The organism is Chryseobacterium sp. (genome assembly GCF_008831505.1).
Taxonomy (GTDB): Bacteria; Bacteroidota; Bacteroidia; order Flavobacteriales; family Weeksellaceae; genus Marnyiella.
Genome location: NZ_CP044507.1, coordinates 921,339 through 945,862, shown reverse-complemented (window position 1 = coordinate 945,862; position 24,524 = coordinate 921,339). Strand labels below are relative to the sequence as shown.

The 24,524-nt window shown below is 44.1% G+C and carries 25 protein-coding genes; 6 read left to right on the top strand and 19 right to left on the bottom strand.

Annotation, left to right across the window (positions count from 1 at the left end; all coding sequences use genetic code 11):
- Window positions 1-30: 30 nt before the first annotated feature.
- Entirely contained in the window at window positions 31-804 is a 774-nt protein-coding gene (locus tag F7R58_RS04460; RefSeq protein ID WP_158063742.1) for a hypothetical protein, read from the bottom strand.
- Window positions 805-838: 34 nt separating this feature from the next.
- The gene (locus F7R58_RS04455; protein ID WP_158063741.1) at window positions 839-1,861 is read right to left on the bottom strand and encodes a glutaminyl-peptide cyclotransferase; all 1,023 of its coding nucleotides are present in this window, start codon (window positions 1,859-1,861) and stop codon (window positions 839-841) included.
- Between the two features lie 240 nt (window positions 1,862-2,101).
- Between F7R58_RS04455 and F7R58_RS13130 the strand changes: the two genes are divergently transcribed.
- Window positions 2,102-2,356 carry a BPTI/Kunitz-type proteinase inhibitor domain-containing protein gene (locus tag F7R58_RS13130; RefSeq protein ID WP_158063740.1) on the top strand — a complete coding sequence of 85 codons (255 nt, stop codon included), beginning with the start codon at window positions 2,102-2,104 and terminating at the stop codon, window positions 2,354-2,356.
- Window positions 2,357-2,427: 71 nt separating this feature from the next.
- Here the strand turns inward: F7R58_RS13130 and F7R58_RS04445 are convergent, their stop codons facing one another.
- On the bottom strand, window positions 2,428-3,678 hold the full coding sequence (locus tag F7R58_RS04445) for a CinA family nicotinamide mononucleotide deamidase-related protein (RefSeq protein ID WP_187695262.1): 1,251 nt from the start codon (window positions 3,676-3,678) through the stop codon (window positions 2,428-2,430).
- Between the two features lie 181 nt (window positions 3,679-3,859).
- Here F7R58_RS04445 and F7R58_RS04440 point away from each other — a divergent pair, with 181 nt between their 5' ends.
- Window positions 3,860-4,243: an STAS/SEC14 domain-containing protein gene (locus tag F7R58_RS04440; RefSeq protein WP_158063738.1), complete on the top strand. Its 384-nt coding sequence runs from the start codon at window positions 3,860-3,862 to the stop codon at window positions 4,241-4,243.
- 76 nt (window positions 4,244-4,319) lie between these two features.
- Here the strand turns inward: F7R58_RS04440 and F7R58_RS04435 are convergent, their stop codons facing one another.
- The 3 genes from F7R58_RS04435 to F7R58_RS04425 form a co-directional block, all read right to left on the bottom strand.
- Window positions 4,320-5,150 carry a dienelactone hydrolase family protein gene (locus F7R58_RS04435; RefSeq protein ID WP_158063737.1) on the bottom strand — a complete coding sequence of 277 codons (831 nt, stop codon included), beginning with the start codon at window positions 5,148-5,150 and terminating at the stop codon, window positions 4,320-4,322.
- Window positions 5,151-5,269: 119 nt separating this feature from the next.
- The gene (gene lipA / locus F7R58_RS04430; RefSeq protein ID WP_158065389.1) at window positions 5,270-6,136 is read right to left on the bottom strand and encodes a lipoyl synthase; all 867 of its coding nucleotides are present in this window, start codon (window positions 6,134-6,136) and stop codon (window positions 5,270-5,272) included.
- 44 nt (window positions 6,137-6,180) lie between these two features.
- Entirely contained in the window at window positions 6,181-6,738 is a 558-nt protein-coding gene (locus F7R58_RS04425; protein ID WP_158063736.1) for an RNA polymerase sigma factor, read from the bottom strand.
- A 110-nt stretch (window positions 6,739-6,848) separates the two neighbouring features.
- Here F7R58_RS04425 and F7R58_RS04420 point away from each other — a divergent pair, with 110 nt between their 5' ends.
- Window positions 6,849-8,462, top strand: coding sequence for a M1 family metallopeptidase (locus F7R58_RS04420; RefSeq protein ID WP_158063735.1), 1,614 nt, complete (start codon window positions 6,849-6,851; stop codon window positions 8,460-8,462).
- 3 nt (window positions 8,463-8,465) lie between these two features.
- Here F7R58_RS04420 and F7R58_RS04415 read toward each other — a convergent pair whose 3' ends face one another.
- The 5 genes from F7R58_RS04415 to F7R58_RS04395 form a co-directional block, all read right to left on the bottom strand.
- Window positions 8,466-9,617 (bottom strand): sensor histidine kinase, encoded by a 1,152-nt coding sequence (locus F7R58_RS04415; protein WP_158063734.1) that lies wholly within the window; start codon window positions 9,615-9,617, stop codon window positions 8,466-8,468.
- Between the two features lie 7 nt (window positions 9,618-9,624).
- The gene (gene dacB, locus F7R58_RS04410) at window positions 9,625-11,010 is read right to left on the bottom strand and encodes a D-alanyl-D-alanine carboxypeptidase/D-alanyl-D-alanine-endopeptidase (RefSeq protein ID WP_158063733.1); all 1,386 of its coding nucleotides are present in this window, start codon (window positions 11,008-11,010) and stop codon (window positions 9,625-9,627) included.
- 110 nt (window positions 11,011-11,120) lie between these two features.
- Entirely contained in the window at window positions 11,121-11,369 is a 249-nt protein-coding gene (locus F7R58_RS04405; protein ID WP_158063732.1) for a NifU family protein, read from the bottom strand.
- A 46-nt stretch (window positions 11,370-11,415) separates the two neighbouring features.
- The gene (locus F7R58_RS04400; protein ID WP_158063731.1) at window positions 11,416-12,522 is read right to left on the bottom strand and encodes an Mrp/NBP35 family ATP-binding protein; all 1,107 of its coding nucleotides are present in this window, start codon (window positions 12,520-12,522) and stop codon (window positions 11,416-11,418) included.
- Window positions 12,523-12,678: 156 nt separating this feature from the next.
- The gene (locus tag F7R58_RS04395) at window positions 12,679-14,106 is read right to left on the bottom strand and encodes a dicarboxylate/amino acid:cation symporter (RefSeq protein ID WP_158063730.1); all 1,428 of its coding nucleotides are present in this window, start codon (window positions 14,104-14,106) and stop codon (window positions 12,679-12,681) included.
- Between the two features lie 218 nt (window positions 14,107-14,324).
- Here F7R58_RS04395 and F7R58_RS04390 point away from each other — a divergent pair, with 218 nt between their 5' ends.
- Both F7R58_RS04390 and F7R58_RS04385 read left to right on the top strand, forming a co-directional pair.
- The gene (locus F7R58_RS04390; protein ID WP_158063729.1) at window positions 14,325-14,801 is read left to right on the top strand and encodes a BON domain-containing protein; all 477 of its coding nucleotides are present in this window, start codon (window positions 14,325-14,327) and stop codon (window positions 14,799-14,801) included.
- A gap of 8 nt (window positions 14,802-14,809) precedes the next feature.
- Window positions 14,810-15,229, top strand: a complete 420-nt coding sequence (locus F7R58_RS04385; protein ID WP_158063728.1) for an SH3 domain-containing protein — start codon at window positions 14,810-14,812, stop codon at window positions 15,227-15,229.
- Window positions 15,230-15,276: 47 nt separating this feature from the next.
- Here the strand turns inward: F7R58_RS04385 and F7R58_RS04380 are convergent, their stop codons facing one another.
- Together F7R58_RS04380 and speB are read right to left on the bottom strand one after the other, a co-directional pair.
- Window positions 15,277-15,888, bottom strand: a complete 612-nt coding sequence (locus F7R58_RS04380; RefSeq protein WP_229723865.1) for an alpha-ketoglutarate-dependent dioxygenase AlkB family protein — start codon at window positions 15,886-15,888, stop codon at window positions 15,277-15,279.
- 75 nt (window positions 15,889-15,963) lie between these two features.
- Window positions 15,964-16,815 (bottom strand): agmatinase, encoded by an 852-nt coding sequence (gene speB, locus F7R58_RS04375; protein ID WP_158063727.1) that lies wholly within the window; start codon window positions 16,813-16,815, stop codon window positions 15,964-15,966.
- Window positions 16,816-16,966: 151 nt separating this feature from the next.
- Here speB and F7R58_RS04370 point away from each other — a divergent pair, with 151 nt between their 5' ends.
- The gene (locus tag F7R58_RS04370; RefSeq protein ID WP_158063726.1) at window positions 16,967-17,626 is read left to right on the top strand and encodes an HAD family hydrolase; all 660 of its coding nucleotides are present in this window, start codon (window positions 16,967-16,969) and stop codon (window positions 17,624-17,626) included.
- 612 nt (window positions 17,627-18,238) lie between these two features.
- Here the strand turns inward: F7R58_RS04370 and F7R58_RS04365 are convergent.
- The 6 genes from F7R58_RS04365 to F7R58_RS04340 all read right to left on the bottom strand — a co-directional run bounded on the left by F7R58_RS04365 (window position 18,239) and on the right by F7R58_RS04340 (window position 24,524).
- Window positions 18,239-19,066, bottom strand: a complete 828-nt coding sequence (locus tag F7R58_RS04365) for a GLPGLI family protein (protein ID WP_262714091.1) — start codon at window positions 19,064-19,066, stop codon at window positions 18,239-18,241.
- Between the two features lie 376 nt (window positions 19,067-19,442).
- Window positions 19,443-20,834 carry an arginine decarboxylase gene (locus F7R58_RS04360; RefSeq protein WP_158063724.1) on the bottom strand — a complete coding sequence of 464 codons (1,392 nt, stop codon included), beginning with the start codon at window positions 20,832-20,834 and terminating at the stop codon, window positions 19,443-19,445.
- Window positions 20,835-20,910: 76 nt separating this feature from the next.
- A complete protein-coding gene (locus F7R58_RS04355) occupies window positions 20,911-21,561 on the bottom strand; it encodes a thiamine diphosphokinase (protein WP_158063723.1) in 651 nt (216 codons plus the stop codon).
- Entirely contained in the window at window positions 21,562-22,137 is a 576-nt protein-coding gene (locus F7R58_RS04350; RefSeq protein ID WP_158063722.1) for a cob(I)yrinic acid a,c-diamide adenosyltransferase, read from the bottom strand.
- Between the two features lie 43 nt (window positions 22,138-22,180).
- Entirely contained in the window at window positions 22,181-22,765 is a 585-nt protein-coding gene (locus tag F7R58_RS04345) for a hypothetical protein (protein WP_158063721.1), read from the bottom strand.
- 28 nt (window positions 22,766-22,793) lie between these two features.
- Window positions 22,794-24,524, bottom strand: coding sequence for an ABC transporter ATP-binding protein (locus tag F7R58_RS04340; protein ID WP_158065385.1), 1,731 nt, complete (start codon window positions 24,522-24,524; stop codon window positions 22,794-22,796).

The following is a 24,524-nucleotide window of genomic DNA, read 5'->3' as shown; positions in this document are numbered from 1 at the left end:
ATATAGACGGCGCTGAACAGCCATTGCACATTAATGGTTCCGGACGGGGTAAAGATAGAGGTTGTTGCCTTTGATTACAAAGTAACGTGTTGAGTTTTTATCCACAATCGATGCACCAGGCACGCGAAAGATTTCCAAGGTCTGTCCGTTATCTAATAAAAATACGGAATCAGCGGATATGATGTATATCCGGTCGTTTTCGCGCCGTAACCGTTTACCTTCTTCAAACGGCAGTTCAAGTATTTTTTTTGATCTCATATTAAAAACAAGGAACTGATGTTGAGTAAGGATATAAATTCTGTTTTCGAAGACCAGCAGGTCGCGGACACCATCAACAGGAAGATACAGCGGAATATTAAGTACTGACCTGCCATCGCGAAAGTTGAAGCGTATCAGGCTTTTTGTAGTCTCATCCAGCAACCATACAAACTGCTGATCTTCAGCATAAGCTGCCTTAATATATCCGAAGTGATTACGCAGATCTACGGTTTGGATTTCGTTGAGGTTCTGGTCATAAAAGCGAAGTACCTGTGCATTTTCGGAAAAGCTGGGAATATTAAGCGGATTCTGAACGGACTGAATCCGGAAAGGCAGTGTAAGCATCAGCCGGCCCTTCTGTAGGCCCAGTGAATCATACTTGGTAAGACTGAAGTCCTTGTTGCGGTACAGATAGAAATTTCCGTAATCATCTGCAAAAAGTTCCTTTGTTTCCCTAAGCTGCACAGTGTCCATAGGCAATAAATGCTGCGCGTTAGCCGTGCAGCAAATAAGCAAAAGGATGAACTGAAGTGCTTTTGAAAACATATCTTAATTCGGTTCCTGAACCGCCAGAGCGCTGTTATTGGACGGCGATTTCATAAATTTTTGGCCAGTTCTTACCAGTGATGAGCATATTGTTTCCTTTGAAAGCGATCCCGTTCAGGACATCATCGTCGCCGGTCGTGTGCTTTTTAGCGATTTCGGTAAAGTCAAATTTGCCTGTCACCTCTCCCGTTTTTGGATTGATTTGCAGGATGATGGGCTTTTGCCAAACATTCGCATATACATAACCATTGTGGTATTCAAGTTCATTCAGGCGGTCATAGGCACTCGTATTTCCGGCTACGGCCACATACCTTACCAATTTCGAAGGATCTGAAACATCCAGAAAGTAGAGGTTCTTGGTACCGTCTGAAGCAATGAGATTTTTACCGTCGTAAGTAAGCCCCCATCCCTCGCCCATTACATTGGGGTATGGAAATTCGCCCAGCAGTTTCAGCGTCGCTTTGTCATAAATGAACCCTTTCTTATTTTGCCAGGTAAGCTGATAAACCTTATCACCTATAATGGTGCTGCCTTCAGAAAAGACATCAGCCGGCTGATCTGTGGAGGCCACAGGTGCAGTGCTTCCAAGAGGATATTTTAAAATTTTTGAAGACCCATTCTGTCCGTCGGACTCATAAACCATATTCCCTTCCAACTGGAATCCCTGTACAAAATTAGCCACATCGTGCGGATACTCTGCAACTACAGTGTAAGCTAACTGCTTTTCAGGGTTCTTGGCAAATACATTTATAGTGGCATCCTGATTTAATACCTCGCCATTTTTCTTTTTGATATTAAACGTAACCGCGTTATCACCGAGGGTAAAAAAGTTAGGATCAACTACGAGCGCAGAAGTTTCCTTATCGCCGAAACTTATGGTTATTTCCGAGGCATTCTCCATGACTTCAGCGGGCAACTGCAGTTTATCTCCAAAATGATAACCTGTACTTTCCATCTGGAGATTGTACTCATTCAGCGTATTAAGAATTTCTTTATCCTTGTTACAGGCCGTAAGCAGTAACAGCGAAAGCACCGCAATGGCGAATTTACTTCTCATCCTATAATTTTTTTTCCAAAAATAGTCATTTTAAAGGACATAAAAGCCCAGCCGGCCATGGCAGGTACTGTGCATTCGTGACTGACCTGTTACACTGTCAGCAACTGATAATCAAAGCAGTAATAGAAAATATTTGAAAAAATATGTCAGGCTATGCAGTTTTTATTTTTTAATTTTACTTAGCAATGATTGCTCTTCTTCTTGCACCACTTCATTTCATTAACCTATTAAAGCATTATTATGAAACAAAATCTACTTCTTAAAGGCCTGCTTTTATTTGGAACCGGCCTTGTCATCAATTGTTCATCCCGCGACTGCGGTCCCGCGCCGGCCAAATGCGCAGAGGTTCCGCCAACCAATGAAATCTGCTCAGCTAATTTCACCAGGTGGTTTTACAATGAAGGCACCAGTAAATGTGAACAGATAACCTATACCGGGTGCTCGCAGAAGGGTTTTGAAACTTTACAGGAATGTGAAGCCTGCAAATGCAGGTAGTTCCCGGAGTATCGTTTAGCTTAAATACTGTCCGCGATGGCGCGCTTCATATTGGTTTAAGCCATCCTATTTCATTCACCCGTAACCAGGACATCCACCAGATCCTGCAGAACCCGTAATGCTACAAATTGTGCAAAATCATTACGCTGAAGATGTGGCAGATAAAGTTTTTGTGTTTTTTCAAATGTTCTGGTGCGGATGGAGTAATAAACAGTACCTACTTCATTATCGAATTCATCTGTGGATGGACCGGCAACTCCTGTTGTGGCAAGAGCAATATCTGTGTGAAATAAATTGAGGCAACCTAAACTCATTTCCTGCGCAACTTCTGCTGAAACGGTTGTTTTTTCGGAGATGGTTGTTGAAGAAACGTTCAGGATTTCGATTTTTTTGTGGTAATCGTAAGGAATGATTCCACCCAGAAAATAGGCCGAACTGCCGGGTACGGAAGTAAGAAGCCGTGCCAGTGCCCCGCCTGTACAACTTTCTGCTGTTGATAGGGTTAAAATACGGGCCAGCAGGATTTCCTTCAGGATTTCCTGAATTTCATTACCCTTCCACGAAATGACGTTTTTTCCTATCAGTGGCTGAAGTTTTTGCACTTCCGACTCCAAATTCGCGTTCAGGACTTCCAGATCCGGCCCGTTGGAGTTGAGCCGCAGCTTGATCCTGTTGCCCACAGGCAGGTACGACAAAGAAATGGATGGCGGCAGCGCCAGTTCCCAACTTTCAATTTGCGCAGAAAGTAAACTTTCCGGAATCCCCACTACCGTAACTGTACGTGTAACCAGGTGGTTAACGGGATTTCGTTTCGCCAGGAAAGGTATAATCTTATCTGTAATAAGGGGTTTTACCTCATACGGAACACCAGGCAGACAAAACACCAGATTACTGTCCTGGTCCATCATCATGCAGGGAGCGGTACCATTCTCATTCTGAAAAATCCGGGCGCGCGACAGTACCATAGCCTGAGGTCTGTTAAGTTCCAGGAGGTGCTCACGCTTCCGCTTAATGAAAAGTTTTTCAAGATGACTGAAGGTGGCAGCATCCAAAACCAGCTCATCATTAAAAAACTGGGCAAATGCCGTTTTGGTCCTGTCGTCCTTTGTGGGTCCCAGACCACCTGTGGTAATCACCAAATCAGCGGAATTACATGCCGTTTGAAGTGCAGCTTTTATTGTTTCCACTTTATCTGCAACGGTCAGGATCTGAATTACCGGAATCCCAATCATTTTCAGCTGGCCGGCAATGAAGCTGGAATTGGTATCTACGGTATCTCCGGAGAGTATTTCATCGCCAATGGTAATCAGAACTGCTTTCATCAAATAAAATTATGGTTCAAATTTAAAGTTTTCCCGGAATAAACGGCGTGCCAGGAAGGTGAACTGTATTTAACTAATTGTTAGAATTACTGCTCTTGTTTCTGTTCCTGATTCTATCTTTTATTGGTTCAATTATTGTTGATGAGTGAAAATCACTTGTTGAACACTAAATTCCATAAAAATGATTACCGTAATTCCTGATGTACCCGAAAATGTAGCGGCATTTAAAGCCACCGGAGAAATCTCACAGGCCGATTTTGAAAACCTTGTTTTTCCTCATGTAGAGGCAAAAATAAATGCATTTGATGAACTGAACTATCTGCTTTTACTGGATACCGACCTGGACAACTGGACGGCCGGCGCCTGGTTTCAGGATGTCCTTTTAGGCATGAAAAACCTTACCAAATGGAACCGTGCGGCGATTGTAACCGATAATAAGGGTGTACAAAACTTCACAGACATCTTCAGCGTCCTGATGCCGGGTGAATTCCGGTCTTTCCCGAAGGAGTTTCTGCAGAATGCTGTATTCTGGTGTGCGAACGGAGATGAAGTTGACGGGGATTAATATCACAAATTGCCTATAAAACAGTTGCGCCGAAACTCCGTTTCGGCGCAACTGTTTTATGTAAACTCACAGCAACCTATTTCAGCACATCTGCCAAAAATGCTGTCATCTCCTTCCATGATTTTTCATCAGCATCGCTGTCATAGGAAATCGGAATGTTGAATCTTTTTCCGGTGGCTGTAGAAGCAGGGTTTGTAAAAGCATGGAGCGCGCCGGGATAGTTTACAAATTTGTAATCAATCTTTGCACTGTCCATCTCGCTTTTATATCCGGCAATCTCTTCCTTTGACACAAAAGTATCCGCTGCACCGTTCAAAACCAGGTATTTCACCTTATTGTTCCTGGCCCGAATTCCGGTCATAAGATTCCCGTGAAAACTCACCACTCCTTTGAAATCGCTGTAAGTTCTTCCCATATTAAGCGCCTGTGCGCCACCAAAGCAGTAACCGATTATGGCCATCCGGGTATGGTCTGCATTTTCTGTGATAATTACCCTGTTTTTTGCGGCATCAAACATCCTCCGGGCATCAATCGGGATCCTGTAGAAGTGCGAAGATAATTTCTGTGCCTCTTCCGGCGTCTCCACCACTTTGCCCTCACCGTAATAATCTACCGCCACGGCATAATAACCGAGTTCTGCCAACTGCATTGTGCGGTCTTTAATATAGTCATTCAGTCCCCACCACTCCGGCAGCACAAATACTACAGGCAGCGGTCCCGGGAGATCAGGATTATAAGCTGCAAATGACCTGTGAGTTATTCCATTGATTCCGTAGGAAAGTTCTTCGCTTTTTATTGAAGTTTTTTTGTCTGAAGTTGCCAGGGCAGAACTTTCAGTTGTTGTTTTCTCAGCGCATGAAAAAGTGAGGAGCGACAACAGCGCCCACAGGTAAACAGGAAATTTCATATTAAATTGTATTTAGTGAACTAAAGTTATCCATTTCCAGAATATTCCGAATAATTTTTTACACTTAAAACGATGCAAAAAAAAGGCTGCTTTTTCTGCAGCCCATTATTTTTTCCTCCTTAATGAATATGCTTTTCGGCATGGTAGGAACTCCTGACCAAAGGTGAACTCTCTACATGTCTGAAGCCCAGACTTCTGGCAAAATCACCAAATTCTGCAAACTCTTCAGGTGTCACGAACTTTTTAACCGGCAGGTGTTTTTTAGTTGGCTGCAGGTACTGGCCGATTGTAATGACATCCACATTGGAGTTTCTGATGTCTTCGATTGTCCGGAAAACCTCATCACGTTCTTCACCCAGGCCCAGCATCAGACCTGTTTTGGTCCGGTTTTGCCCGGCTTCCTTCAGATAACGAAGTACTTCCAGACTTCTCTCGTATTTTGCCTGTATCCGCACCTCGCGGGTAAGCCGTTTCACAGTTTCCATATTGTGTGAAATCACTTCCGGCGCCACTTCTACCAGGCGGTCAATATGCTTTGTAATTCCCTGAAAATCCGGAATAAGCGTTTCCATCGTGGTACCCGGAGAAATCCGGCGAACGGCATTCACTGTTTCGGCCCATAGTATGGAGCCCATATCCTTAAGGTCATCCCTGTCTACCGAAGTAAGCACTGCATGCTTGATCTTCATAAGTTTAATGGACCTGGCCACTTTTTCTGGTTCGTCCCAGTTTACATCCAGCGGTCTTCCGGTCTTTACGCCGCAAAAACCGCAGCTGCGCGTACAGATATTGCCCAGAATCATGAATGTGGCCGTTCCTTCGCCCCAGCACTCGCCCATATTAGGGCAGCTGCCGCTCTGGCAAATGGTGTTCAGTTTATATTTATCGACAAGGCTACGGAGTTCACGGTAATTTTTCCCTGTAGGAAGCTTTACGCGGATCCATTTAGGCTTTTGGATGGTGGTATCTACAACAGTGTCGTTCATCATTAAAAATAAAGTGCAAAATTACGAATTTAGAAATTGACTGGTCAATCCTCATACTCATTGGTTTTCAGCAGAGCCGAAAGTACTTTCTTGGCCCTCATGATCCTCACTTTTGTATTTGAAATGGTGAGGTTCAGCTCTTCGGCGATTTCCTTAATGCTTTTTTCCTCGAAAAACCTCAGACGGATTATTTCCTGATAATTAAGGTCCAGAGAGGCAATAACAGCCAGAATCTGCTTCTGCTCCTCTTCGGAAATCAGAAGTTCTTCGGGTGACCGTGCAAACTGGTCGCGGATTTCGTCGAAACTGTTTACAGCATCTTCATTTTCACGGTTTTTTCTTCGCCAAAAATCAATCACTGTATTCTGAGCAATGGTGAGAACCCAGGTCTTGAACTGGAAATTAGGATCATAGAGATCGAGCTTATTCAGGACCTTGGAGAAAACATTTACGGTAATCTCATCGGCATCAATCTCATTTCTGACTTTCTTCATCACAAAAGAAAAAACATCTACCCAAAAAAGGTTGATGAGGTGAGTCTGTGCTTTCTGGTCCTTTTGCTGTGCGCTGCGGATGAGTGTGATTAGTTGTCCGTCTTTCATTTCATGGTAAAAATACAAATTTAATAACGATGGTGTGTGACCTGTGGCAGCAAAAACATGGCCGAATTCCTTACCATTATATTTGTTATTTTTGATGAAATTACTTTCAGATGAAAACCCCGATTTTTCTGTTCATGCTGTGTTCCCTAGGTTTGGGAGCGCAGAAATATACCAAATCAGATTCGCTGAAGGGATCTGATAACGTCTACAGAAATTTCTGGGATGTTAAAAAGTATGAACTTACCGTAGAGGCCGATTTTGACAGCAGGATGGTCAGCGGAAGTAATATTATACATTTTGATGTAACTAAAAAGGTAAAAGACCCCATATTTCAGATTGATATTCAGCAGCCGATGAAAGCAGAGGTTCTTCAATCCAATTTCAAGATCATCAAGACGGAGCGCCAGGGAGACTTCCTGTGGATTCACGCGGGCGGAACTTTTGAACCTACCAAAAACTACCGGATTGAAATTTCCTATTCAGGAAGTCCTACCATAGCACAGAATGCGCCCTGGGACGGGGGCTGGGTATTCAGCCGGGATGATGCCGGTATGCCGTTTATGAGTGTGGCTCAGGAAGGAATTGGCACGTCGGTGTGGCTGCCTGTTAAAGACCACTGGGCTGATGAGCCTGACAACGGGGTACGGATGAAAATCATCACCCCAAAACAACTGGTGGGTGTAGGAAACGGGCGGCTGATCAAGACGGAAACCGCAGGTGATAAGAAACACTTCACATGGGAGGTGAAAAATCCTATCAATGCGTATTCCATAGTTCCTAATATTGGGAATTATGTGAATTTCAAAGATACCTACAGTGGTGAAAAAGGTCCGTTGGACCTGGATTACTGGGTTCTGCAACAGAATCTGGCGAAAGCGAAAAAGCAGTTCACACAGGTAAAACCCATGATGCAAGCTCTGGAGTACTGGTTTGGACCCTACCCTTTTTACGAAGACAGTTTTAAACTGGTGGAAAGTCCGTATCTGGGCATGGAACACCAGAGTAATGTGGCCTATGGAAATGGCTACACTAACGGTTATTTGGGCAGGGACTTATCAGGAACGGGAGTCGGTTTGAAATGGGATTTCATCATCATCCACGAAAGTGGACATGAATGGTTTGCCAATAGTATTACAGCCAAATATAAAGCGGACATGTGGATTCATGAAGCGTTCACCTCCTATTCTGAAACGCTTTTTACTGAAAATTTCCTGAACCGAAAGGAGGCAGATAAGTACGTGCTGGGAACAAGACAGAACATTCAAAATGACCTGCCTGTAATTGGTGATTACGGCGTAAGGAATACGGGCAGCAGCGATATGTATTTTAAGGGTGCCAATATGCTGCACACCATCCGGACACTGATTAATGATGATGTAAAGTTCCGCAGTATCCTGCGTGGACTAAATAAAAATTTTTACCATCAAACGGTAACCACAGGGCAGATTGAGAGTTATATCACTGAAAAATCCGGCCTGGACCTCAGTACGGTTTTCGACCAATACCTGCGCACCACTAAAATACCGGCTTTAGTTTACCGACAGAAAGGAAAGATGCTGGAATTCCGTTATGAAAATGCGGTGAAAGACCTGCAATTACCGTTAAGGATCAACGGGAATCAGCTGATCTTACCTACCGAAAGATGGCAGCAGGTTGAACTGAACTCTTCAGTTCCCGTTACCTTCGACAGAAATTATTATGTGGAGTACCGAAAAACAGACTGATTTCTATTTACGGAGAATTACCCGAAAGGTGGTTCCCTTACCGAGGTCAGTTTGCGGAATCCGGATGTCCCCGCGATGGTATTCCTTTACCACGCGCTTGGCCAGACTAAGTCCCAGCCCCCAACCTCTCTTCTTGGTTGAATATCCCGGCTTGAAAACATTGGCAGCCTGTCGTGCGGTGAGTCCGCAACCGGTATCGCGGAAGTCCACGATGATGTTGCGGCCGCGCTCATAGGCAAGAATCTCAAGCTTTCCCTGTCCCTTCATCGCGTCAACAGCGTTTTTAACCAGATTTTCAATGACCCAGCTCAGCAGAATGCGGTTATGGGGAATGATAATCTGACGCGCAGGGAGGTTAAGTGTAAAATCAATCCTGCCGGAAATGCGTTTTTTCAAATAATCATAGTTCTGCTGGATGGTCTCGGAAAGGTTCATATCGTTCAGCTCCGGAACCGAGCCAATTTTTGAAAAGCGCTCTGAAATAGTCATTAAGCGGTTCACGTCTTTTTCAATCTCAGCGGCTTCCTGGGAATTGGGATTATCCATCCGCATAATTTCGACCCAGCCAATCATTGACGAGAGCGGAGTACCGATCTGATGTGCGGTTTCCTTGGCGAGGCCTGCCCACAGGAATCCTTCATCTGTTTTCTTAATCGTACGCAGAAACCAGAAGGAGAAAAGCAGATAAGCAAATATGAAAAGACCAAGTAAATAAGGTGACCACCGCAAATCGTTGAGCAAACGCGAATTGTCATAATAAACAAACTGGTTATTTCCGTCCGGAAACTTGAGTTCGATGGGGGGATAGGTTTTACCCATGTTTTTTGCTAATTCGGCTATAGCAGCGGCATCATTTTCTATATCGGCTGGAATGTTTCCGTGGAACATAGGTTTGTTCTCACGGTCAAGTATAATTACGGGAATGGTGCTGTTGGAACTTGTAATCTTCAGAAGTAAATCCTGAACTTCAGGATCCGGGGCGATCACATTTTGCTGAAATTTTATCGCGCTTGCAAATAAATCAATCCTCTTAATCTCTTCCTTACGCAAGTAATCAATCAGCATTACGGACGAGATCACGATTGCCGAGGTCACTATGGTGAGTAACCCAAAGACAAACCACTGGTTGAGCCTGGAAAGAAAAGGTCTTTTCAAGAATTTTCTATTTTAAAACGTTTAAAACTTTGTAAAGGGCATCACTTACATTTCCACCCTGATAATTGTTGATAATAATGGAATATACGTATTTATTGCCGCTGGTTGATGTGTGATAGCCTGCAAAGGATTTAATGTTTTTGATGGTGCCACTCTTCATCTTCATACCGTTCTGCTCCGGAAAGCCATCAAAATAGCTGCTGAACCAGGGTTGTTTTCGGGACCAGAGCAAAGCCTGAACCTCGGCCCGGGCAGAAACGTAATTCTGGGGAGACAGGCCACTGCCGTCGGCGAAATTAATCATCGCCCCATTGATACCTTTGTTCTTCCAAAAATCCTTCATGAAATCAACTCCCTCATCAAAGCTTCCCACACCTCTTTTCTCTTTTGCCATGGTCTTCACCAGGGTTTCGCCGTACAGGTTTACACTTTTTTTCAGGAACCAGTAAACGATCTTGTCAAGCGTTGGCGAATGCCATGTAAAAAAGACTTTTGATTCCGGGGCCTTTTGGGTTTTGAGCCCATTAATCAGTTGACTGCTGTTCGTTATAACATTACCGGTGAAGGAGATTCCGCTTTCACTGAGCCAGGATTTTATTTCCATACCCAACTGCATGGGTGGATTGGGAAGTGCTCCCGAAACCGTCATCGCTTTAGCCGGTAAGGTACCGTTTATCAGGGCTACCTCGGAGTGCGGTGCGGTGAAAATAAGACTTTGGTCTGAAGATCCGGCCACTTTTACCTCATTGACCCACTTCACATTGTGGAGGGGAATATTAAAATCTTTTATTGCGCCATTCCGTAAATTTACATCAAACTGGTTTTCGCGCCAGTTTACACTCCAGACGCCTGCACCGTAATAGTTTCCCATATCATCCCAGGGCCAGCCACCGGGAACGGTTTGAAAATCAAAATAAGTATCATCAATGATTAAATCGCCGGCAATGCTGCTAATTCCCTGTTTTTTCAGCGCCTCAATAAGCTGGCGGCGGAAATCTTCCGGTTTATGACCGTCGTAGCGCCAGCTACCCAGGGTTGGATCTCCGTTGGAGCTTACAAACAGATTGCCGTCAAGTTTACCGGAACTAACAGTTCCCGAATAGGAGGCTGTAGTTTTAAAGGTGTAGTTTTTACCTAAAGTTTCCAGCGCAGCTGCAGCCGTAAAGATTTTCTGGGTTGAAGCGGTGGACAGTCCTTTATTTCCCTGATATTCATAAATGAACTTGCCGTTTTCATCAGCCACATAAAAAGACAGGTTCGCTGAATAGGCTGCCGGCAATTCCATCAGATTTTTTGTAGCTGCATCCAGTTTCTGCGGTATTTCCTGCGCATAAAAAACCTGGCCTCCCAGCACAGCGGCAGCAAGCAGGTGCTTCTTTTGAATACTAATCATAGTCAAATATAGTAAAAGCGGTGTCAATATCAGTTGATCCTTGATCTGTGCAAATGAAAAACCCCTCCAGCCGCAGAGGCTGAAAGGGTTTTCTGATAAATTTTGAGGCATTAATTTACACTTACAACCTCAGTAATTTCGGGTGCATACTGTTTAATTGTATTTTCGACACCCAACTTCATTGTCGAAAAGCTCATAGGACAGCCGTTACAGTTTCCCTGAAGTTTAACGATCACCTTGCTGCCTTCCACATCAATCAGCTCTATGTCTCCCCCATCCTTGTTCAGGAAGGGACGTATGCTCTCCAGTGCTTCAAGTACCTTGGTTACAGTGGCTTCGTGTACGATATTACTTTCCATATTTTTTGTCGGGGTGGTGTGCTGTCTCCAGACCATCACTCCCTTATTATTTTGCTTTTGGTGAACAACCGGCCATTGTTGTGATCTTTACGGCCTCTGTAGGCGGAAGGCTTTTATTTCTTTCCACCAGACTTTCAATCATACTTTTAGCGGTTTCAACGTAGATATCTGCAATCTTAGAATTTTCCTGCAATGCGGCCGGACGGCCCACATCACCCGCTTCACGTATACTCTGAATCAGAGGTATTTCTCCCAGAACAGGAATACCGATATCTTCTGCAAGGTATTGGGCACCCTGTTTCCCGAAGATGTAATACCTGTTCTCAGGAAGCTCCTCGGGTGTAAAATAGGCCATATTCTCTATCAAACCGAGAACAGGAATATTAATACTTTCCATCTGGAACATGGCGATACCCTTACGCACGTCGGCCAGAGCCACATGCTGCGGTGTACTTACAATCACTGCTCCTGTTACAGGTACTTCCTGGATGATGGAAAGATGGATATCTCCGGTTCCCGGTGGAAGGTCAATCAGCAGAAAATCCAGTTCGCCCCAATGGGCATCACGGATCATTTGGTTAAGTGCTTTTGAAGCCATTGGCCCACGCCAAACCACTGCCTGGTTGGCTCCGGAAAAATATCCGATGGACAGCATCTTTACGCCGTAATTTTCCACAGGCTGCATCAGGTTTTTACCGTCTACCTCCACTGAAAGTGGTTTTGCACCTTCAGTATCAAGCATTGTTGGAACCGATGGACCATAAATATCCGCATCTAAAAGACCAACTTTGAAGCCCATGTTTGCCAATGTAACTGCCAGGTTAGCGGCAACTGTTGATTTACCCACGCCTCCTTTACCGGAAGCAATGGCGATAATATTCTGAATTCCGGGAATCTGCTTTCCTTTGATCTGATTCTGCTGAACTTCCGTAGGGTCAGGTGAAACAATCTTTAACTTCAGCACGACATCCTCTCCAAACTGAGAGGCAAAAGCCTGCTTCATAGCCACTTCCAGTTTTTTCTTTTCGTGCATTGCCGGCGAGTGTGCGGTCATATCTATATACACTTCATTGCCCATAACCTGAAGGTTATTCACGAGGTCTTCTACTTCAATCTCTTTCAGGAATTCCTGAACGTTTGCTTTCTTCAACATAATATAATCTGAATATTGAACCGCAAAGTTACGGAATAAACGCCAATTTAGACTTAATAAAAATAAGGATTTCCATCCAACCTAACCGATGTCATGTGACCGCAGGAAAGTGAGGCTAAACAACTGATGCTAAGTTGCCGGATAAGCTGATCAACATCACTCCTCCTCAAAGTTCAGTGCTGCCTGCTGGTCAAACTCACCTTCCCATTTGGCAATGACTACAGACGCAAGACAGTTTCCGATCACATTAACAGAGGTACGGCCCATATCCATCAGTTCATCAATCCCGAGTATAGCTGCTATGATGAATACCGGCAAACCGAATTGGTCGGCAGTGGCGATCAGGATAATTAAGGAAGCCCTTGGAATCGCAGCCACACCTTTACTGGTGATCATAAGCGTAAGGCAAATGAGCAGCTGCTGACCGAAGGAAAGATGCATCCCGGCAGCCTGCGCTACAAATATGGACGCTAATGACAGGTAAAGCGTGGTTCCGTCCAGGTTGAAGGAATAACCGGTGGGAACGACAAAGGATACGATTTTCCGGGGAACACCAAATTTCTCCATATTCTGCATTACCACAGGCAGCGCCGCATCGGAACTTGTAGTTGCGAAAGCAATGGAAACCGGCTCCTTTATAGCCTGTATAAACTTTTTGATTGGCACCTTCATATAGAGCGCAATAGGCAGGAGTACCAGCAGCAGGAAGGCAATCAGTGCGCAGTAGAGCGTAAGCAGGAGCATAAAGAGATACTTCAGGATGTCAATACCCATATGTCCTACGGTGTATGCCATGGCGGCACCCACACCAATCGGCGCAAAATACATGATAATGTGCGTGTACTTGAACATTGTTTCCGCCAGACTGTCCACGAAATCCACCATCGGTCTTTTTTTGCGTTCCGGTAACTGAGCCAGTCCGATACCGAAGATCACCGCAAATACAACAATCTGAAGAACCTGATTATCGTAAATTGATTTGATGATGTTCTCAGGAAATACATCACGAAAGAAAGCGGTTGTCTTGAAAAGCCAGTGGTTATGCTCCGGAATGGCTTCCAGAGCACGCTGATCTGCTTCCTTAACCGCTGAAGCAGTGGGAAGATCATGGTGAGGAATTTTAGAAGCGTCAATTCCCACACCGGCCTGCGATATATTAATGGCTGCAAGACCGATGAATAGGGCGATAGTAGTGGCAGTATAAAAGTAAAGTAATGATTTCCAAGCCATTCGCCCCACCTGCTTAAGGTCGGAATGACCTGCAATTCCATAAACAAGGGTTGCAAAGAGTATAGGTCCTACAATGGTTTTTACCAGCCTGATAAAGCCCTGGCTCAGAGGTTGCAGAGAAAGCGCTACACCGGGGTAGTCCCGTCCCACAATCACACCTATTACAATACTTACCAGGATCCATGTTGTAAGGTTTTTTCTCTGTATTGCATAAGTAACCATCCCCAGCACAAAAAGCAGGTGCCCAAAAACAAGATAGTCGGGGGGAAGAGGGTTTAACAGATTAATTCCATGAAGCAGTACGGCAAACGTAAGTGTAAAATAAGGAAATATCCTCAGGAGTGTAGGACTCATATAATTTTTATAATAGCTACAAATATATAATTTTTCATCAGAGTGTTAACAAACATTAAAATGCCCTGCGCCTCAGCCGGCATGACAAGACCCAGCAAAGCAACAGTTCGGAACTACGACCTTAAAATTTAAGAAACATTTAGCCTTTAGCTGAAACAACAATCAGATAAGTATTACTAAATTTGAGATCATTAATTCTTAACATTAAATAAAATACTATGAAAAAAACATTTGCGATGGCTGCCATGGTGCTGGCTATATCTTTCGGTTCAGTTTCCTGTAAGAAGAAAGTTTCCGATGCAGAACTTACGACCCAGGCAACAACAGTGGTTACCAGCAACCCCGGTGCAACCGTAGAAGTTAAGGACGGTACGGCCCATTTGAGCGGAACTTTCCCGGATGAAGCTTCCCGCGACGCGATGATCAGCCAGCTGAAAGCGATTTCCGGAATTAAGGATGTAATGGATATGACCCGTATTGAAGCGCCTGTAGTTGAAACGGTGTCCGCAGTGGATCCGGCAGTTCAGCAGAAAGTTCAGGATGCGGTAAAGGATTTCCCGTCTGTTAAAGTAGAGGTTGTGAACGGAGAACTGACCCTTACAGGTGATGTATCGCCAGCTCAGGCCAGGAAGATTAAAGAATCGGTAGATGCGCTTCAGGCAGGTAAGGTAAATTACAACTATAACGTTAAATAAGAAAAAATATGAGCGCATTACAGGACAAATATGCCGGTGTAATCTCAGCAGCACAAGCGGCGGGAATTTCCGGTTTACAGGTACGCGAACAGGACGGTATACTTTATGTTTCGGGTTCGGCAGGCAGCACCGCTGCCAAAGATGCGGTATGGAACGCATTGGGTGCCATAGATACAACGTATTCTGCATCAGACATCAATCTTGATGTCCAGGTTACAGGCTTGGCATCCGGTGCCAACCTTACAGTAAATACAGAAGAATCCAGCCTGAACATCAGACAGGAACCATCTACCGAGGCAGCGATCATCGGGAAGGCTTCCAAAGGTGAGTCTGTGACGCTTGTGGAGCAGTCTTCAGATGACTGGTGGAAGATCAGAACGTCGTCCGGAGAGGAGGGCTATGCTTACGCGCGTTATTTGAAAGCATAACGTCAGCCTAATAACTACTTTGCAATCCCCGAAAATTCGGGGATTTCTTATTTTTCGATCGTGCGGAAGGTAAGATTGATTCGCGGGGCGGATATCTTTTTGGTCGGAGGCAAACGGTGCAGCCAAAAACTCTGGGTCTGGTCTTTCATTACCAATAAACTACCATGTTCCAGAACCAACTCCACTTTCTGGCCGGTGGTTTTATGCTTGAATGAAAATTTCCTTTCGGCACCCAAAGTCAGGGAGGCAATCGCGCCGTTTTTCTTAAGGTCCTTCTCGCCGTCGCTGTGATAGGCCATGCCTTCTTCGCCACTGTGATAAAGGTTCAGCAGGCAGGAATTAAATGTTTCACCGGTTTTCTGTTCCGCAATTTTTTTCAGTTCCAGAAGATCATTGGTCCACGCCAATGCAGTTTTTGTGGATTTGGAATAGGTATATTCAAAACCCTCATCACCATACCAGGCAACCTTCCTTTTGGTTAAGATTTTTTTGCCAAAAATGACGGCTTCATCATTTTTCCATACAATTCCTGTCAGCAATTTTTCATAATATTCATCTGCCTGCGCGCGATCCAGTACTTTGCCAAAATAAAGTACCGTACCGTCCTGTGGCAGCAGATTTTTTTCCGGATCAAAATTATCGTCAAACAGATTCAACATCATTCCGCAAATTAGTATAAAAATAAAAACTTCCCGGGAGCCCGGAAAGTTTTAGGTGCACTATTTTAGAAATTTCTATTTATTCACGTGATAATAGGCCAGCATCTTATAGTAGAGTTTGGCCGCTAGGAAAGCGGTTGGTTTTGGCATGGGCGAATCCATAAGTTCTACTATATCAAAGGCTACCACATTGCATTTTTCAAACACTTTTTTAAGCAGTTCCAAAGTTGGGTACCACTGCAGGCCACCCGGTTCCGGTGTTCCTGTGGAAGGAGCGATCGACGGATCGAAAGCATCCAGGTCAATGGTGATGTATACATTACCGGAAACCTTGGCCAGAACATCATCTATCCAGTTGGGATTAGTGGCGATCTCGTGCGCCCAGAAACACTGACCTTCCGGTACATACTGCATTTCCTCAGCATCGCAGGAGCGGATCCCAACCTGCACCAGATTCAGTTTCTGCGCAGCTTCAAAAACCGCACAGGCATGATTGGAGGTGGAACCGTGAAACTCAGGTCTTAAATCTGTATGCGCATCCAGCTGCAGAACGGTAAGATTCTCATACTTCTCGCCCACTGCACGGATGGAGCCGATGGAAACCGAATGTTCGCCGCCAAAAAGTGTGAACAGTTTGCCATCATTCTTAATCAGTTCTTTGGTTTTCTGATAAACGGCGTCAGTCATTGCCTCCGGAGAAGAATTTTCAGAAATCTCACCCGCCAGATATACCCCTTCCAGGTAAGGCTCGGTGCCGGTTTCAATATCGTAGAGTTCCATATTTTCGGAAGCATCCAGGAAAAGCTCAGGTCCTTTGTCGGCACCCTTGCCCCAGGTTGAAGTTCCGTCATAAGGTACGGTCACAAGCATCACTTTCGAGTTTTCCAGAGTAGCATTCTCTTCGGGAATAGCGGCGTATGTTCTCATTGATGGTCTTCTTTTTTAATTTGTTTTTTCGGATGTCAAAGATAATAAAATTGCGGTCAATGGCAGCCGTTCATGGTGACTGTTGCCGGATATACATTATGCCGTAGGCTTCGTTCCCTATTATTTTAATAGTTTTGCAAAAAAAATTGCAATGCCTTTAAAAGCTGTTTTATTTGATATGGACGGTGTTATTGTGGACACGGAACCTTTACACAGGAAAGCTTATTTCCGGATGTTTGAGGATTTCGGGATTGATGTTTCTGAGGAACTCTTTACCACCTTTACGGGAGCATCTACAAAGAGGGTTTGCACCACACTCATTGACACTTTTGGGCTGGAAGCCGACCATGAAGATCTGGCACGGATAAAAAGACATCATTTCAAAAACTATTTTGATACTGACCCGGATTTCGACCTGATTCCGGGCGTAAAAAGCCTGATTGAGAATTATTATGAAAACGGTGTTAAGCTCGTACTGGCCTCGTCGGCACACATGAACACCATCAACTGGGTGTTCGAAAAGTTTGAGCTTGAGCCCTATTTTATCGGTAAAATTTCCGGTGCGGATCTTCAGGAATCCAAGCCTCACCCGGAGATCTTTGAACTCGCGGCTGACATGGCCGGCGAACCCAGAGAACACTGCATGGTGATTGAAGACTCAACAAACGGGATTGAGGCTGCGCATTCGGCGGGGATTTTCTGTACGGCTTACCAAAGCGCACATTCAAAAAATCAGGATTATACCAAAGCCAATCTGTCGGTTTTCGATTTCTCGGATATTGAATTTGAGAAGGTGCAGAAGTATTTTTAGAGGCTATTAAGTGATTTGCTACATCTTCTATAGCACTCATGTGGCGAATTAGACTTAGCTAACAGCAGTAAATTATACGCGTTGGCCTGTCATTCCGGAGGAATCTAAACTGAGCAAGGAGTAATTAGTGGAGATTCCTGCGGAATGACAAACAGGCGCACAAAGTGAAGAACAGACTTTCAGCCCCAATTGCAGCGAATGACAAGGAGGCTGCTGTCTGGATGTGAGTGTAATCCGATCAAAATGCAATCGAAACGGACATTACTTTATTTCTATGACTTCTGTCATTCCGGAGGAATCTAAACCGAAGAAGAAGTAATTCGTAGAGATTCCTGCTGAATGACAAACAGGCGCACAAAGTGAAAGCAGACTACCAGCCCCGTTTGCAGCGTAAATCCTTTTAGATTTTGTTGGCGGCTTCGTCGCCCCCAACAAAATTCAAGATTATACTAAAGCCCACATTTCGGCTTTTTTTCGGGTATTGAATTGAAAATATGCAGAAGTATTTCAAGAAGTTTGATATGTATGGAGCGTTTACGGAACCTGTCTTAAACTAACTGCGGGCACAAATCAGGTTAATTCGAAATTCTACCATAATTTTACTTATAGAATTTATGGAACAATGATATCAAACAGATAAACTTCTTTATCTAACGGGTTATTAAATCTCGAAGTGATCTTTTTAATCAGTTCTTCCTGCTGCTTAATTACAGCTGGCGAAGCTGTTTTAAAATTATAGTGGAACCTGTCGCCCCAAATATTTTTGTACATTATGCTGTGATGTCCAGGATTCTTTAGGAACTCCTGAATCTGCTTCGCATACTTTTCTTTGGTAATGTTGGCTTTGGGTAGTTTAATCTCCCTGATCTGATTGTATTTTTGGATTCCGACAAAAGATATTTCATAATCCATGTCACTTGAAATTGCTTTAAAGACCATTCCAGGCAGGCCGGAAAAAATATAAGGCCCAACAAACAGGGGCACATCCTCTGTATAGAAAATAGCCCACTCCCGACCTCCTGCATTTGTCCATGCCTGTTTCATGGAATAATTTCCCTGTTTTTCCATATTCGTCTTCACCAACTCATAAGTGAGCGCAGGTTCTTCATAGGTATAGGTGACATCATTAAAGTCAGCTGAAACCCATGATTTTTTTGTCCCAAGATCTTTGTAAACCTCAAACTTTAAATTTGGACTTTCGTAGCTGTCTGAAAGCGCAGGATCATTGGCCTGCACCATAGAATCAAGTTTCTTCTGATCCAGGCTGTAGAACCGGCTTGTGTGATTATTGACCTCCAACATCATGTACTCAGTTTTTCTCTCTTTGAGATCAGCAACCGGCTGGTAGCTTACTTTATAAAGTATTGAATAGGATTGTCCAAATAAAAATGAACTTACAACACAAAGGAATAACGTAAGTAGTGTGGAATATGGCTTGATAAGGAGTTTATTAATAAATCTAAACCGGTGATGACGAATATAAGATTAATTACACAAACAAAACCAGCCTATAATGTCTTTGAACTAAGTTTTCAATTGTCGTTTCACTGAAACCATTATTAACAGCGCGGTGCGGTTGAATACCTGAGGAATGACATTATCTTGGCTCAAATTACTGATAAATTGAAGATTATCAAAGTACCGATTAATTCCTCCGTCAGAGAAGGTAAACTCCGGATCTTAGCCCGGATTGCAGTGGAAATCCTTTTAATATTTGGGTTACGGCGGCGAAGCCGCCGCAACCCAAATATTAAAAGATTGCAGCGTAAAGCGGGATCACAAATGAAAAGGAGCAACTCACGTGTTGCTCCTTATTTTAATATCCTAAAAGTTTCAAAACCTCCTCGGGCTGCTGCTCCTCGCGGAAGACTTCGTACGTAAAATTGCCGTCTTCATCCTTGTTGATTAAAATATGCTTTGGCTGCGGCATCAGACAGTGGTGAACTCCGCCGTAGCCTCCTATGGTTTCCTGGTAGGCTCCCGTATGGAAAAATCCGATATACATGGGCTTGGTCTCACTGAAGACCGGCAGGTAAATGGCATTGGTATGCTGCTCGGAGTTGTAATAATCATCCGAATCACACGTGAGTCCACCCAGAAATACACGCTCATAGGTATCGTCCCAACGGTTAAGCGGCAGCATAATAAACTTACGAGAGATAGCCCAGGTATCAGGAAGTGTAGTCATGAAGCTGGAATCAATCATATTCCATTTTTCCCTGTCGTTCTGTCTTTTCTGCGAAATCACCTTGTAAAGATGTCCACCGCTTTCACCTACCGTAAAGGAGCCGAATTCCGTGTAGATATGCGGTTCTTCCACCCCTTCTTCCTCACAGAATTTCTTGATCTGCGAAACGATTTCATTCACCATATACTGGTAATCATAATCAAAGTTGAGTGAGGTTTTGATGGGGAAACCGCCACCGATGTTAAGTGAATCGACTTCAGGCGCAATTTTCTTGAGTCTGGCATATACCCGTAGACATTTATACAGTTCGTTCCAGTAATAGGCAGTATCCTTAATTCCGGTATTAATGAAAAAGTGCAGCATCTTGAGCCTGGCATTGGGATGCTCGGCAATTTTCTGGCTGTAATAAGGAATAATGTCCTTGTATCCAATTCCAAGCCGCGAGGTGTAGAACTCAAATTTAGGCTCTTCTTCCGAAGCGATACGGATGCCTATGTTAAAGGTGGTATCGATGCTTTCGGTAAGCTTGTCCAGTTCGCGGTAATTGTCCAGTATAGGAATGATGTTCTGGAAACCGTTGTTGATGAGGTCTGAGATCTTTGCCAGGTAATCATCGGTTTTAAAACCGTTACAGATAACCTCTACATCCTTGCCGTACTTGCCTTTGTTGTACAGCGAACGGATAATGTCCATATCGTAGGCAGATGAAGTCTCCAGTGAAATATCATTCTTCAGCGCTTCCTCTACAACAAATGCAAACTGGCTGGATTTGGTACAGTAACAGTATACATAGCCTTTCTTATAATCATTTTTTTCAATAGCTTCCTTAAACCAGCCTTTTGCCCGCTGGATATTGGTAGAAATCTTAGGTAAATAATTAAATTTCAGCGGGGTACCAAACTCCTCAACAATATCCATAAGCGGAATATCGTGAAACTGCAGACTGTTCTCAACCACGTTGAATTCTTCAGTTGGGAAATACAGGGTCTGGTCAATAAGTTCTGAATATTTAATTTTCATTATATGCTGTCGGTTTATGGAATTACAAAATGCAAATGTGGTAAAAAAAGTTGATTTTTAAGAGCAATCGGCTCAGTTATCCGTCAGCGCTGCCGGCTGAAATACCTGTTGCCAGGCCGACGAACAGTACCAGCGCACCATTTTCAAATTTTATTTCAACCAAATCGTCTGCAGCGTGGTTTCTTGTGCCGATGCGGTCTGTAATCATCAGTTTTTCTTCGTTCAGAGGCCATCTTAATCCGTTTGTAGTGATCTGGTTTGCTTCGGGATAGGGGTATAGCGAGACCAGACGGTCTTTTATGCCGTTGAGCACTGTGTATTTGTCCGCAAAAAAGTAACTGGAAAATTCATCATAAAAGGTAATTTTTACCCGGTCTTTGAAAAGGTAAGCTACATGCAGATTTCCGAGAAAGTGGTCCATTTCGCCACCACTGCCGCCATACACATCTACTTTTTGAATTCCGCGTTCCAGCAGAATTTCCAGCGATTTCTGAAAATCCGTTTTGTCCTGATCCGGTGTATGGATGAATCTCTGACTGTAAATTTCTTCGTCGCTGCCCGTATGACTGTCAAAATCACCTGAAATAAAGTCCAGCAGGTTCAAAGCAAAACCCTTTTCTTTCAGATAATGAAAGGCACCATCAGAGCAGGCAACCATATCGTACGCAGCAGTTTCCGGCAATTGCTTAGGTGGAACACCGTTGATGAAAAGAAGTGCGCGATTCATTTATTGGCCGCGGTCGTTGGGATTCCAGTATTCTTCCGGCTCACACTGAATTTTTGATACATATCTGGCCAAAACAAAAAGATAATCCGACAGGCGGTTCAGGTATTTGATGAGTTCCGGTCTTACCTCTTCGTGCTCATTAAGGAACACCAGACTGCGCTCAGCCCGGCGGCAAACCGTACGGCAAATATGCAGCGAGGTGGCACCTTTACCACCACCCGGAAGTATGAAATACTGCAATGGCTCCAGAGCAGCTTCAAATTCATCCATCCACTGTTCCAGTTCTTCAATTTCTGTTTCAGAAATCATCAAAGAGAGTCTTGACTTTCCGTTAGCCAGCGTAAGTTTATCGGTGGGCGTGGCCGATTCTGAACCTACCGTAAAAAGGTCAAACTGAATTTTCTTAAGCTGATGAAGTATACCTTCGTCCGTTATCTCAGCTTTGGCAAAGCCTATAAATGAGTTCAGCTCGTCTATTGTCCCATAAGATTCAACCCGCGCTGAAGCTTTGGAAACGCGTGTCCCGCCGTATAGGGAGGTTTCGCCTTTATCACCGGTCTTCGTATAAATTTTCATACCCAAAGATAAAGTTTTAAAATGGAAATCTTAAGTTGATAGCCTACTTCATTACCTCCACGAAATGCCATACCGTCTGGTCCTTGGGATGATAAATAACGGTGCTGGAGTTTGGAAAACGGCTTATTTTATAATATTCTATTGTTTTATCGGTCCTAAGTTCATTCAGAAAGGAAACATTAACCAATTCACCGGGGATGAATTTTTCAACAAAAGCGATCTTTTCGATGATGGATGCGCCATCAACTTTCTTATACTCTTTGGAAGACCGGCTTTCATCGGTTGTCGGCTGTTCTGTAAGCGACTGCAACAGTAGTTCCTTCTCCGGAGTTTTATACTTAAAGACATAATATGGCGAGCCACTGGGTGTTACAATCTTTTTGCCGGTTATTGGACTCAGTTGCAGGTCATTTGATCCTATAAACACACTGTCAAAAGCGACATCCTCTGCCTTCACTACCCTGCTCACCTGTTCGGTGATTGTTTGGTGCACGGTCTCCATGGCTTTCTGCTGAACCTGCTCCTTAGTATCTGTTACAATAGTCGTTACGCTTTCCTCAATTTTCTGGCAGGAAAACAGCATCATTGCACCTACAGCCAGCACCGCGTTCGTATTAAATATTTTCATGTCTGGATTAAACGTAATTTTCAGTCTTTTATTGGTTATCGCGGAAGGAACTCACCAGTTTATCCAGATTGAGGCTTCGGGCTGAGGCATCAAAGATCTCGCGGTAGGTTCCGTTCATGTTCACCAGCTGCTCATGATTACCACTTTCAACCACTTTCCCCTTTTTCATCACATAAATCATATCACTGTCCAGAATCTGCGAGAGTGAATGGGAAATTATGATCACCGTCCTGCCCTCCTTAATCGCATCGAGTGAATTTTTGATCTGTTCGGTGGCAATGGCGTCCAGGCTGGCTGTTGGTTCGTCCAGGAAAATAATTGGCGGATCCTTCAGGAATAGCCGGGCGATGGCGATGCGTTGCTGCTGTCCGCCGGACAGCTGCGTTGCGTCATGCTGATAGCCTTGCGGCAAATCCATAATCTGGTCATGCAGGTAGGCTTTTCTGGCAGCAGTTTCAATCTCTTCAAAAGTGGCCTCCATATTACCATAACGGATGTTATCTTCAATGCTTCCCTGGAAAATATGGTTGCGCTGCAGCACCAAACCAATATCGCCGCGAAGAAATGAATTTTCATACTGATTCAGGTTAATGTTATCGAGCGTAATATTCCCCGAATCCGGCAAATAGAACTTACAGAGCAGATTGATCACTGTTGATTTTCCCGCGCCGCTTAAACCTACCAGTGCCGTTGTTTTGCCGTTTTCAATACGCATTGAAACATTATTCAAAGCCTTTGTACCATTGGGATAACTGAAATCTACATTTTTCAGTTCAAAATTGCCTGAGATATCACTGTCGATATGTGTTCCGTTGGGCTCGGTTTCATCATCAGCATTTAAAATGTCGAAATATCCTTCAGCATATATGAAGGCATCATTCATATCGTCGTATATGCGGTGCAGTTGCCGGATGGGCGAAGACACGTTATTGAACAGCATAATGTGCAGCATAATGGCCCCGATAGTCATTTGCTGGTCCAGGACCAGGTATACAGTAAGCAAAATGATAAGTACAACACCAAACTGCTCAATGAAGGTTTTTAAACCGTCATAAATAAAATTGGTACGCCGGGTGTAGAGTTGGCTTTCCATAAGCTGCATCTGGAGGTCAAACTGTTTTTTACCCTCAAATTTTTCGCGTACAAAACTCTTGATCACCATAATAGAGCCTATCAGATTAAGAAGTCCTGAGGTCTTCTGCTCCCGCTGATTTCTCAGCGTACGGCGCACACCTGAAAGTCTTTTGGCCTGCAGCGCGCTTACATAGAAATATATGGGCACCACCACCGTGGAAACCAATCCCACATATACATTCTGCATGTACATGATGATCAGGGCGATAATGGCATTTGAAAACAAAGGCAGGATATCAATAAAAAAATTCTGCACCAATTTTGTCAGGCTTTCGATGCCGCGGTCTATGCGGGTCTGCAACTTTCCGGTTTCGTGATTTTCATCGTTAAAGTAAGCGATCCTGTAACGGAGAATTTTATCAATCGCAGTTTGGGCCAATACAGAACTTACATTAATCCTGATTTTTTCGCCATAGAATTTCTGGCCGAACTGAATGAAAATGTTGGCCAGCTCCTTGCCCAGCAAAATAGCGGTGATGACCACCAGAACATGAATACCTTCACTCATCGGATCCGGAAGATTTACCAGCGCAGTAACTTCGTCCACGGTATACTTCAGCACCAGCGGGTTTACCTGCGCCGCCAACGCCCCCAGGAAGGTGAGGAACAGCGTACCGTAAATCAT